The organism is Cyanothece sp. BG0011, assembly GCF_003013815.1.
Lineage (GTDB): Bacteria > Cyanobacteriota > Cyanobacteriia > Cyanobacteriales > Microcystaceae > Crocosphaera.
Genome location: NZ_PRLH01000003.1, coordinates 35508 through 47705 on the forward strand (window position 1 = coordinate 35508; position 12198 = coordinate 47705).

General features: G+C 39.2%; 12 protein-coding genes. 9 read left to right on the top strand and 3 right to left on the bottom strand.

All coding sequences use genetic code 11. The features are described 5' to 3' along the window. Window positions 1–19: 19 nt before the first annotated feature. From C4E06_RS01135 to C4E06_RS01145, 3 genes are read left to right on the top strand one after another with little or no spacing between them, the layout of a single operon-like run. The gene (locus C4E06_RS01135; protein WP_107666400.1) at window positions 20–448 is read left to right on the top strand and encodes a hypothetical protein; all 429 of its coding nucleotides are present in this window, start codon (window positions 20–22) and stop codon (window positions 446–448) included. Window positions 449–491: 43 nt separating this feature from the next. Beyond that, window positions 492–701 carry a prevent-host-death protein gene (locus C4E06_RS01140; RefSeq protein WP_107666401.1) on the top strand — a complete coding sequence of 70 codons (210 nt, stop codon included), beginning with the start codon at window positions 492–494 and terminating at the stop codon, window positions 699–701. Further along, complete coding sequence (locus C4E06_RS01145; protein WP_107666402.1) at window positions 682–939, top strand: Txe/YoeB family addiction module toxin; 258 nt, start codon at window positions 682–684, stop codon at window positions 937–939. Before C4E06_RS01140 ends, C4E06_RS01145 begins: the two co-directional genes overlap by 20 nt. Here C4E06_RS01145 and C4E06_RS01150 read toward each other — a convergent pair. Beyond that, entirely contained in the window at window positions 936–1397 is a 462-nt protein-coding gene (locus C4E06_RS01150) for a DUF29 domain-containing protein (RefSeq protein ID WP_107666434.1), read from the bottom strand. The two genes, C4E06_RS01145 and C4E06_RS01150, sit on opposite strands and share 4 nt — an antisense overlap. A gap of 213 nt (window positions 1398–1610) precedes the next feature. On the opposite strand from C4E06_RS01150, the gene C4E06_RS01155 reads away from it, so the two are divergent. From C4E06_RS01155 to rsmD, 3 genes are read left to right on the top strand one after another with little or no spacing between them, the layout of a single operon-like run. Beyond that, window positions 1611–4334 carry a valine--tRNA ligase gene (locus C4E06_RS01155; RefSeq protein WP_107666403.1) on the top strand — a complete coding sequence of 908 codons (2724 nt, stop codon included), beginning with the start codon at window positions 1611–1613 and terminating at the stop codon, window positions 4332–4334. 35 nt (window positions 4335–4369) lie between these two features. Next, entirely contained in the window at window positions 4370–4783 is a 414-nt protein-coding gene (locus C4E06_RS01160) for a hypothetical protein (protein ID WP_107666404.1), read from the top strand. 20 nt (window positions 4784–4803) lie between these two features. Then, a complete protein-coding gene (gene rsmD / locus C4E06_RS01165; RefSeq protein ID WP_107666405.1) occupies window positions 4804–5352 on the top strand; it encodes a 16S rRNA (guanine(966)-N(2))-methyltransferase RsmD in 549 nt (182 codons plus the stop codon). 102 nt (window positions 5353–5454) lie between these two features. On the opposite strand, the gene C4E06_RS01170 is transcribed toward rsmD, so the two are convergent. Further along, window positions 5455–7371 carry a cyanophycin synthetase gene (locus tag C4E06_RS01170; protein ID WP_107666406.1) on the bottom strand — a complete coding sequence of 639 codons (1917 nt, stop codon included), beginning with the start codon at window positions 7369–7371 and terminating at the stop codon, window positions 5455–5457. Between the two features lie 299 nt (window positions 7372–7670). Between C4E06_RS01170 and C4E06_RS01175 the strand changes: the two genes are divergently transcribed. Beyond that, on the top strand, window positions 7671–8528 hold the full coding sequence (locus C4E06_RS01175; RefSeq protein ID WP_198648199.1) for a cyanophycinase: 858 nt from the start codon (window positions 7671–7673) through the stop codon (window positions 8526–8528). Between the two features lie 540 nt (window positions 8529–9068). Then, the gene (locus C4E06_RS01180) at window positions 9069–10313 is read left to right on the top strand and encodes an HhoA/HhoB/HtrA family serine endopeptidase (RefSeq protein ID WP_107666407.1); all 1245 of its coding nucleotides are present in this window, start codon (window positions 9069–9071) and stop codon (window positions 10311–10313) included. Between the two features lie 66 nt (window positions 10314–10379). On the opposite strand, the gene C4E06_RS01185 is transcribed toward C4E06_RS01180, so the two are convergent. Beyond that, window positions 10380–11462, bottom strand: coding sequence for a class I fructose-bisphosphate aldolase (locus C4E06_RS01185; protein ID WP_107666408.1), 1083 nt, complete (start codon window positions 11460–11462; stop codon window positions 10380–10382). Window positions 11463–11658: 196 nt separating this feature from the next. Here C4E06_RS01185 and pyrR point away from each other — a divergent pair, with 196 nt between their 5' ends. After that, window positions 11659–12195: a bifunctional pyr operon transcriptional regulator/uracil phosphoribosyltransferase PyrR gene (gene pyrR, locus C4E06_RS01190; protein ID WP_107666409.1), complete on the top strand. Its 537-nt coding sequence runs from the start codon at window positions 11659–11661 to the stop codon at window positions 12193–12195. Window positions 12196–12198 lie beyond the last annotated feature (3 nt).

Consider the following 12198-nt stretch of genomic DNA (forward strand, 5'->3'; position numbering starts at 1 on the left):
AATTTCAAGGTAGAAAATGATGCAATTTGGTGAATCGGTTCCTGATAATGCAGAAAATCAATGGCGATATCAATTAGACCGTTTTGTAACAGAAAATAAACAAGATTTAGCAGCCTTAGCCTACGGCTTAAAAAAGGAATGGGAAGATAATAATGATGTTTTAGGCATTGATTTAGAACCGGAACCCCATTTTATTCGTTGTTCTCGTCAATCCTTAGAACAATTAAATCGCAATGTTGAAGGGAAAATACAAGAAATTTTAGGTATTTTTGATAATTATAATGCTCAAGAAGAAGTAGCAATGATTGCTATTAATAAGGGTCAAATTAAATTAATATATTATAAGTCTGATCCTGTTCCGCCTGTTTGTTTTGAGGAAAAAGAATCAGATGTAGATAATTTAATTGAAGAACTTGAAACTACAATGAAAGCAATAAAATGGTATTAAATCTATAAAAGATAATTCAACTCAAAAATTAGGTGTTATTATTATGAACTCAAATAATATTCAATATGTATCAAACGAACAAGGAAAAACCGTTGCCGTTATTGTTCCTATTGAAGTATGGCGTGAGATAGAATCAGAAAAAGAAACCGCTTACTTATTGAAAAGTCCAAAGATGAAACAGCGTCTTTTAGAAGCTAAAAACCGTCAAGATGGTATAACATTAGAGGAAGTCTGTGAAAAACTTGGAATTTGATGCTGATGCTTTTGAAGACTTAGCTTGGTGGGTTAAACATGATCGTAAACAAGCGTTAAAAATCATAAAACTTATACAAGAAGTACAACGAAACCCCTTTGAAGGTATTGGTAAACCAGAAAGATTAAAACATGATTTATCGGGTTGTTGGTCAAGAAGAATTAATCAAGAAAACCGTTTAGTTTACCAAGTTTTAGATAATAAAATTAGAATTCTTGCCTGTCGATATTATTATTAATTATCCTGGGGTAAAAAATCAAAGTCTAGAGTTTCTTTTGTGGTAAAAGGACTTATATTAGGAAAATCTTCAAGGGGTAAACCTGTTTCTATACTTGCTTGTTTCACTGCATATTGATAACATTCGTCAAAAACCTCCTCATAATAACGTTTTAAACTCGGACTTGTTTTGAATGTTTTGGTTAAACGACGGCGATGTTCAAAAATAGAAGATAACCAACTCCTTGAACGTTTTTGTGGTTGATATTTATATTTTAATAAGTGCATTAATACCACAATCAGATTACTTTCAAGACTATGTTTTTCACTTCTTCCCATTGCTTCTATTTCTTCAATTAAATTATCATAATCTAAATTCTCAAGTTGACGATTTTTTAAGAGTTCTGCTGTTGTTTCTAACCATAAACAAAAATCCTCTTCATAAAGGGTAGCCTTATCTACATTTATATTAGTTGTCATAATCATTAAAACCTCTATTTTTCAGCTTAACTCTATCTACAATTATGGCATAACTGAAACTAATGACACTCATATTAATCAACTTTTTTAACCCCTATAATATAAGTCTATCAATTCTAAATTCGCGCATTCTAAATTCTAAATTCAACATATCCCCGATGATATGGCACAATTTAACAAGGATAACGATTAACACACCCACTTTTATTGTCCATGACCGCAAACATACCCGAACTACCCACCCAATACGACCCCAAAACCACAGAAAGCAAATGGCAAGACGCATGGGACACCCATCAAGTCTTTAAAGCAGACAACAGCAAAGACGGGAAAACCTATTGCATTGTCATCCCTCCCCCCAACGTTACCGGAACCCTTCACATGGGCCATGCGTTTGGTGATTGTCTCATGGATGTATTGGTGCGCTATCATCGGATGTGTGGTTATAACACCCTCTGTCTTCCTGGAACCGACCATGCAAGTATTGCAGTTCATACGATCTTAGATAAACAGCTAAAAGCAGAAGGTATCACCCGTAAGGATATTGGACGGGAAAAATTCTTAGAAAAAGCGTGGCAATGGAAGGAAGAATCTGGGGGTAAAATTGTTAACCAGATGAAAAGAATCGGCCTGTCTGCTGACTGGTCACGGGAACGGTTTACCCTGGATGAAGGATTATCAAAAGCAGTAAGAACGGCCTTTGTAAAACTCTACGAAGCGGGATTAATTTATCGGGGTAATTATTTAGTTAACTGGTGTCCTGCTTCTCTCTCTGCTGTGTCAGATGTAGAAGTAGAAAGTAAAGAGGTCGAAGGTCATTTATGGCACTTTCGTTATCCCTTAAGCGACGGTAGCGGTCATGTTGAAGTAGCCACCACCCGACCAGAAACCATGTTAGGAGATACAGGAGTAGCGGTTAATCCTAATGATGAAAGATACAAAAATTTGCTCGGAAAAACCATAACATTACCTATAGTTGGGCGAGAAATACCTATCTTTGCTGATGAATTAGTTGATCCTGAATTTGGTACAGGTTGTGTTAAAGTTACACCTGCTCATGACCCTAATGATTTTGAGATGGGAAACCGTCACAAGTTGCCGTTTATTAATATTATGAATAAAGATGGGACACTTAACGAAAATGCAGGAATATTTGAAGGACAAGATCGTTATGTAGCCCGTAAAAATGTCATTAAAAAGTTAGAAGAAGAAGGCTTTTTAATTAAAACAGAAAAATATACTCACACCGTTCCTTATAGCGATAGGGGGAAAGTTCCTGTTGAACCCTTATTATCCACACAATGGTTTGTCAAAATTGAACCCTTAGCCCAAAAAGCCTTAAAATGTTTAGACGAAAATAATTCCCCTCATTTTGTACCCCAAAGATGGGAAAAAGTTTATCGAGATTGGTTAGTTAAACTAAAAGATTGGTGTATTTCCCGTCAATTATGGTGGGGTCATCAAATTCCTGCATGGTACGTCATCAGCGAAACCAATGGAGAAATTACCGATAACACCCCTTTTATTGTGGCGCATTCAGAAGAAGAAGCCTTAGAAAAAGCCAAAAAAGACTATGGTGATAACATCAAATTAGAACAAGATCCCGATGTTTTAGATACTTGGTTTTCTTCCGGTTTATGGCCCTTTTCAACCTTAGGCTGGCCCGAAAATGCCCAAGATTTAAACACTTATTATCCTACCAGTACCCTTGTTACTGGATTTGATATTATCTTCTTTTGGGTGGCCAGAATGACCATGATGGCGGGCTATTTTACCGATGAAATGCCCTTCAAAGATGTCTATATTCATGGCTTAGTGAGGGATGAAAACGGTAAAAAAATGTCTAAGTCTGCTAACAATGGTATTGATCCTTTAATCTTAATTGAAAAATATGGGACTGATGCCCTACGTTATACCCTCATTCGAGAAGTCGCTGGCGCAGGGCAAGACATTAGCCTACAATACGATCGCAAAACCGACCAATCCGAGTCCGTCGAAGCCTCTCGAAATTTCGCCAACAAACTTTGGAACGCGGCCCGGTTTGTAATGATGCACCTTAAAGGAGAAACCCCCCAAAGTTTAGGCACACCTGAAATAGATAAACTAGAATTATCGGATAAATGGATACTCTCACGGTTCCATCAAACAGTCCAACAAACCAAAGACGATATTGAAGCCTATGGCTTAGGAGAAGCCGCTAAAGGGCTGTATGAGTTCATTTGGGGAGACTTTTGTGACTGGTATATTGAACTGGTGAAAACGCGCCTCTGGGATGAAACCCCCTCCCGTGACGTTGCCAGACAAACCTTAGCCTATGTACTGGATGGTACATTAAAGCTACTCCATCCCTTCATGCCTCATATTACCGAAGAAATCTGGCAAACCCTCACCCAAAGCAACGGTGAATTTATCGCCCTACAAGCCTATCCAGAGGTCAATAATAGCCTCATTAACCCTGACTTAGAAGACTCCTTTACCCTCTTATTTGAGACCATTCGCACCCTCAGAAATATGCGGGCCGAGGCCGATATTAAACCAGGGGTTAAGGTTTCCGTAATCTTACAGAGTGAAAGTGAGCAAGAACGGTCTATCCTAGAATCGGGTCGAAAATATATCCAAGACTTAGGGAAAGTGGAAAACTTAACCATTACTGCCCAATTAGAACAACAGACGGAACAAGTCGTTGCTGGAGTCGTCGGAACCATACAGGCCCTAATTCCTCTCTCGGGTGTCGTTGATATTGCTAGTCTTCGAGCCAAATTAGAGAAAAATTTAGGTAAAATTGAGGCTGAGATCAAATCTCTTTCAGGTCGACTCAACAACCCGGGTTTTGTCAATAAAGCCCCCGAAGACGTTGTTCAAGGCGCAAGAGATGCTTTAGCAGAAGCCGAAAAACAAGCCGAAATTTTACGCGAACGTCTTAAGCGTCTGCAATAATAAAGATTACCACCGCGCCAACCCCGTAACCCACTATGCTGCACTTAGCCCAAGTGAAAAAAAATCCCGACTCAGGCGAGATGGAACTGCTGTTGCTGGCACGCCAAACATCCCAACACCTTTGGGATATGATGTCTAATAAAGTGATCTCCTGTACTATCCCTATGTCTTTTAGGGATGGGGTTTTAGTCTTGGTCAAGTTAGGGGATGATCACGAAATTCTAGAAGTTCAAGAGGCAAAAGACTGGGTTATGGGGTTAGTTGAAACCTATTTAACCAATGGTGCAATTACCCCTGAATGGGTTCAAAAAGAACAAGAAAAAGTAGAACAATGGCGACAGGAAATTACAGCGAAAAGCCTTGATTTAACTCGTCGTCAATTAGAATTAGAAACGCAAAAAGAACAATTACAAGAATTAGAAGAAAAGTTAAAAAATGGTGAAGAATAACGAGTTAATTGTGAATAAAAATGAGAATTTATGGCAATCGATTATTGAAAACATTACCAGGAGACTTAACTCGCCCGACTTCAGCTAAAGTTAGAGAAGCCTTATTTAATATTTGGCAAGGAGAAGTTACAGGTTGTCGTTGGTTAGATTTATGTGCCGGCAATGGTTCAATGGGGGCAGAAGCTTTATGTCGTGAGGCGGCTTTTGTCATGGGAATTGAAAAGTATGGAAAAGCGTGTAAAATTATTAATGAAAACTGGCAAAAAATAGCCCATGATGATCAAGAATTTCAGGTAATTAAAGGAGATATTTTAAAGGTCTTAAAGAATTTAGATGGGAAAAAATTTGATCGCATTTATTTCGATCCTCCTTATCAAAGTGGACTCTATCAATCTGTTTTAGAATTAATCGTTAATCATCAACTGTTAAATAAAACAGGAGAAATAGCTGTAGAACATAATCCTAAATTTTGGCAAGCAATAGAGATCAAAGGATTAACAATAGTGCGACAAAAAAACTATGGTAATACTAATTTAACTTTTTATTGTCACTCCGAAAGAAACAATTAGTTTTGTAGGGTGGGCAAACTTTTCTCCTTGAGAAGAAATCTAGATCAATTTCTGATTTGCCCACCCTACCGTCTAAAAGTTAAGAATTAGTTTAAAGCTAATTTAATCTAAAATTGTCGCCACCTCTTTTAAATAAACTTGTTCTAATAATTCACCAGATTCTAATTCATATTGTTCTAATAAACCTTGACGTTTAATGGTAATTTGCTGCTCTTGTTTGATGACGATAGTAGAATCATTAAAAACGTCTCTAGTTAATGTCATTTCTACATCACTGGGATTGTCTAACACCACCATGTTGCTACCATAATAAAACATTCCTTCTCCTTCTAAAACTGTTTCGTCATACTCAGCAATTAGCAAATCTAACTTAGGATTGCGTAATAAATTACGAACATTGGTATTATAATGACGATTAAGGGGTTTTTCTGAACGATTAATTAGCATCCCCTCCCGACAAACCGCACCAATGGTCCAATCCGGATGAGACATTAAAATGCGATCGCTTAATCTTTGTAGCTGACGTAAACTTACACGATTAAAACTAATAATCGGAATACGGGCATTTTCACCCGAACCAAAAAAGGTTTCTAAAATACGAGACGTAACATCGACGGGTTCACCAATAGCCGGATTAAGGTGCATATAAACCCCTGGGGCTGCGTTAATTTCGATGATACCAAAACCACTTTCTTTCCAAGATTGAGAAATATCAGCAGTGATCACATCGATTCCCAGACAAGTCAGGCGAAAATGTTGGGCAATATCCTGGGCTAAAATAATATTATCTGGATGGACTTTTGAGGTAGCATCGATACTAAAACCACCAGAAGAAAGATTAGCCACTTTACGTAAATAAACTTGGCGATCGCTTTCTATAACTGTTTCTAAATCTAATCCTTGTTCTTCTAAATAACGGTCCATCGCCTCATCGGTGTGAATTTTGCCCATGGGTGAAGTGGGGGTATCGCTACGTTGAGGAGAATAATTTTCCCGATCAATTAATTCTCGTAATGTCGCCCGTCCATTCCCCATCACAGAGGCTGGTTTACGTTCTGTAGCAGCAACAAAACGACCGTTAACACACAGCAAACGATAATCTTTTCCTCTAATACTATTTTCGACAATAACCGCCTTGCTGCCCTCTTCTGGGATGCTTACAACGGCTCTTTGATAAGCTGTTTCTAATTCTAGTGAATCTCGTACGTCTGCAGTTACACCAATGCCTTTATGGCCGGCGACGGGTTTAACGGCTACAGGATAACCAATGTTGGCCGCAGTTTCTCTTGCTTGTTCTAATGAGTTGACAATATCTCCTTGAGGAACAGGAAACCCTAATTCAGCTAAAAACCGCTTACAATAGTCTTTTTGGGTGGTAAAATCAGAATCTAAATGACTATCGACATCAAAGGTAGTTGCCACACCTCTAACTTGTCGTTTACCGTAGCCATATTGCATTAAGCCTTCATCCCACAGATAAAACGTCGGAATTTCTTTATGGTAGGCTGATCTGAGTAAGGCATAAACCGTTGGCCCTCCATAAACGGAGTTACGAAATAGTTGTTGTAGAGCAGTAATCTGATTGTTTAGATCGTAATCTTCTTTTCTTTCAATGGCCTCAAACCAATCCCAAACGGAATAAACCACCTCTCTAGTGGTGCGAAGATGCAGTGATTCAATGGCAATTCTGCTAAAATCTTTATCGGGTTGTTCTGTGACACTCCATTGATTAAAATGTAAGCCCATTTCTAATTGATTAACTTGGGCCACTGTCTGAGCAAATAGTTCGCTATGAGAGTCGTATTGTTCCTCTGCAAGCCGAGGATAGCGATCGCCTATTACCTCTAAATAATCTTCAATGGATAAAGGGCGATCGTATCCCGTCAACGCTAAATCGAAGACTAAGGCCGCTTTACTTAAGTAAGGATTGGCACCAATAAATTCTCTAACGTTAAATAGGTCAAAGATATCGCTTTTTCTAGCATTAACGCGAATTAGTTCACTCGTCTCGATTAACATAGGATTTTTGGCTTTTTTGACATGAATGTTTTTACCTTACTCGAAATTGGCTTTTAGCTAATCTATCTCAAGATTGGTTTTTAGTTTTTATCCAAATTGATTAAAAAAAGCTGTTTTTAAAGGTTAATATTTATTTAAAAAATTTTAAGTATGTTTCGGGGATCACGACAATATGTTACTCTATTAAGCTATTATGATTGACTTTACCTTAAAATCTATCTTTAGAGATAATACAAACCAGGGTAAAATATGTTTTATTAAAATTAATCAATTATACTTTAAATTAGTAGTAGGGTTTTATGGTCGTCGCAGTTGAAACTCAAAACAGTGACAGCGCTGAATCCAAGGATTCTGCTGTAAAATCGTCAACCGGACAATTAATTATTATCGGTGGTGCAGAAGATAAAGAAGGAGACTGCACAATATTAAGAGAATTTGTACGTCGTGCTGGCGGTCGAGAAGCGAAAATTGTCATTATGACTGTCGCAACCAGTTTACCAGGAGAAGTCGGCTACGATTATCGATATATTTTTGAAAATTTGGGAGTTGAGCTAGTGGATATCGTCGATACCGAAAGACGAGAAGACGGGGATAATCCCGATGATTTAGAAGTGATTGAGAACGCAACCGGCGTATTCTTCACAGGAGGCGATCAGTCGCGCATTACCGAGTTACTCAAAGATTCCGAAATTGACAAATTATTACATAAAAAATTGGCTCAAGGGTTAGTGATTGCTGGTACCAGTGCAGGAGCAGCCATGATGCCAGAAATGATGATAGTAGAAGGAGATAGCACAACGAATCCAACCATCGACAGCGTTATTCTTGAACCGGGTATGGGCTTTTTACCCAATGTTGTCATTGATCAACATTTTTCTCAACGAGGAAGAATTGGTAGATTTGTCTCAGCTTTGATGCAACAGTCAGTACCGTTAGGATTTGGGATTGATGAAAATACTGCGATCGCTGTCAATGGTGATGAGGTGGATGTTCTTGGAGAAGGTTCAGTCACTATTGTTGATGTTTCTAGTATCACTCATAGTAATCTTGACGAATCTTTACAAGATGAAGCATTAGTCATTTGTGGCGCAAAGCTGCATATTTTAACTTCTGGCTATCGTTTTAATCTTAAACAACGAGAATGCGTGGTTAAGTAGCAAACGTCTTAATCGCTTTAAATACCCCAAGTTTAGAACTTGGGGTATTTTTTTTGTGTTGTCGTGTCAATCCTCTTTAAACTGATGGCTGATAGCTGAATTCCTACCCAAGATATGATGAGTATTGCCTATTCTGACATCTTGCACCAGAACAAGTAAACTTAATAATCACCGAGAAGGCAATCAATTTGTAATAAGTTAGCGTCAAAATAAACAAGGTGTAGGGTGTAGGGTGTAGGAAGCAGAGGAAAATTAAAACGATTGCCTCTTGCCTTTTGCCTCTTGCCTGCCCCCCTTATAAAGGGGGGTGTGGGGGGTGTGGGGGGTGTGGGGGGTAAGGGGGGTGTTAGCGAAGGTGCAAGATATGAGTATTGGCTGTTCCTAAAGAGTGACATCAAAACGTCATCTATCTGTCATAAGGTTGTCATATCTCCCCCTTATAGTAAAAAATGTCAGTCCAAAAAAAGCCGTTTTCCCATCATTCACTCCTCACATGGACTGACTTTTTCTCTATTATTGACAATATAAATAAAACCAACCATGAAAAATCATAGTTTAAATCAATCTTATCCATCTCCTAAAATGAAAAATTCTCACAGTTCTATCTTGCAAAAACCCCTCACTTATGTTTCGATGATCCTCTTAGGAATGGGGGTGGGCATTGGGGGAACCATTGCCTACAGTTATCCTAATCTGTTCAACGAAAATACGGAAACTGTCGCCCCCTCGACTAATGCAGAAATTCCCCAAGAATGGGCTTCTCTGCCTCCTATTACCTCAGAAAACTTTGTTACGGATGTGGTTCAAAAAGTTGGCCCGGCGGTGGTGAGAATTGATGCCTCTCGTACCGTTAAAACAGAGGTTCCCCCCATGTTTAACGATCCCTTTTTCCGTCGCTTTTTTGGATCACAAATCCCCAATATGCCCGAAGAAGAAATTCAACGGGGAACCGGTTCGGGATTTATTCTCAGTAAAGATGGAAAAATCCTGACCAACGCCCATGTTGTGGCAGGAACCCAAGAAGTCACCGTTACCTTAAAAGACGGTCGAACCTTTACCGGAAAAGTATTAGGAACGGACCCCGTTACTGATGTGGCTGTCATTGACATTGAGGCCGATAATTTACCCACCGTAAAAGCCGGAAACTCCGATACGTTGAACGTTGGGGAATGGGCGATCGCCATTGGTAATCCTTTGGGGTTAGATAATACGGTCACCACTGGCATTATTAGTGCCACGGGACGACGCAGTTCTCAAGTTGGGGTCGGAGATAAACGGGTTGACTTTATCCAAACCGACGCAGCCATTAACCCTGGTAATTCTGGTGGGCCCCTTCTCAATGCCAGAGGGGAAGTCATCGGTGTGAATACCGCTATCTTCCGAAATGCCCAAGGTATCGGTTTTTCTATTCCTATTAATCGGGCCCAAGAAATTGCCGATCAATTAATTGCCAAAGGAACCGTTGAACATCCCTACATGGGAATTCAGATGGTAGAAATTACCCCAGAAATTAAGCAAAAATTACAAGAAACGGCAGGGTTAACCGTTAATGCAGACTCAGGCATTTTGATCGTCAATGTTGTTCCCAATTCTCCCGCCGCCGCCGCCGGGTTAAAAGCAGGGGACGTGATTCAATCCATTAATCAACAACCCCTCGCATCTCCCTCCGAAGTTCAAAAAGCCGTCGAACAGATTCAAGTGGGTAGTACCATTCCTGTCGAAGTTGAACGTAATGGCAAACCCTTAAGCTTAAACGTTAAAGTTGGGCTTTTACCTAATGGTTAGTAGGAGTCAGGAGTCAGGAGTCAGGAGTCAGAATAGAACTGTTCCCTATTCCCTGTTCCCTGTTCCCTAAGCAACAGTAATCTCAGAAGATAAATAAACATCTTGAATGAGATGAAATAGCTTAACCCCTTCTTCTAGGGGGCGTTGAAAGGTTTTGCGGCCAGAAATTAAACCACAACCACCAGCCCGTTTATTAATAACTGCGGTACGAATGGCCTCGGCAAAATCATTCTTTCCCGATGCGCCACCGGAGTTAATTAAACCGCTTCTGCCGGCGTAACAATTTAACACTTGATAACGGGTTAAATCGATGGGATGGTCACTGGTTAATTCAGTGTAAACCTTTTCATCGGTTCGCCCATATTTCTCATTAGTTGCCTTCGCTACGGCTTCATAACCTCGGTTACAATTAGGTAATTTCTGTTTAATAATATCGGCCTCGATAGTCACCCCGATATGATTAGCTTGCCCAGTTAAATCGGCCGCTAAATGATAATCTTGATCTTGTTTAAAAATATCGTTTCTCAAATAACACCATAACACTGTGGCCATGCCTAATTCATGGGCTTTGGCAAAGGCTTTACTCACTTCTTGAATTTGACGGTTGGATTCAGCCGACCCAAAATAAATGGTAGCCCCAACAGCAACGGCCCCTAAATTCCAAGCTTGCTCAACTTGACCAAACATAATTTGATCGGCACTATTGGGATAAGTTAACAGTTCACTATGGTTTAACTTCACTAAAAAAGGGAGACGATGGGCATATTTACGAGACATCATCCCTAATACCCCTAGGGTAGTGGCGACGGCGTTACAACCCCCTTCTAGGGCTAATTTAACAATATTTTCGGGGTCAAAATAAGCAGGGTTTGGGGCAAAAGACGCAGCCCCAGAATGTTCGATGCCTTGGTCTACCGGTAAAATGGAGAGATAACCGGTATTGGCTAATCTTCCTGTAGAATAAAGTTGTTGGAGACTGCGTAAAACTTGAGGGTTGCGATCGCTTTGAGAAAAAATGCGCTCAACAAAATCTTCTCCAGGTAAATGTAATAAAGATTGAGGAATCTTCGCTTTATGATTAAGAAGACTGTCGGCTTCTTCCCCTAAATAAGATTCTATGGTTTCGGGTTTGAAGAGTGTAGCTGTCATAGAATTCTTTTGGTATTAATTCGTCTCATCTATTATAAGAAGAATGCAAAGGGTTTCCCAAACATGAAATAATTAGTAACTTTTTAAACTTATTTTTTATTTAAAAAGATAGAGAAAAAAACAGTCTATCTCTATCATAAGTATGAGATCCTCATTAGATGGATGGGGGATTAAACTTTCTACAATCAAGAAGCCAATGACAAAAAAAATACTTTCATCTGAAAAAATTCGACGAGTTATCACTCGTTTAGCATCTCAAGTGATCGAAAAATCAGGAAATTTGTCTGATATTGTTTTATTGGGAATTCATACAAGAGGGGTTCCTTTAGCTTATATGTTAGCCCAACAAATTGAACTTTTAGAAGACATAAAAGTGCCAGTGGGTGCCATTGATGTTACCTTTTATCGAGATGATTTAGATCGCATTAAAACCCGAACCCCAGCTAAAACGAAAGTTCCCATTGATCTCACAGGAAAAATTGTTATTTTAGTGGATGATGTTATCTATAAAGGTCGGACTATTCGCGCGGCTTTAAATGCTGTTACTGAATACGGAAGACCGAAAATGATCCGCTTATTAGTATTAGTTGATAGGGGCCATCGAGAGTTACCTATTCATCCTGATTTTACAGGAAAAAAATTACCCACTTCTTCCGAGGAACAAGTCAAAGTTTATTTACAAGAAATCGATGGCCGTGATGCCGTAGAATTATTAAAACAGACGACAGATTAATAG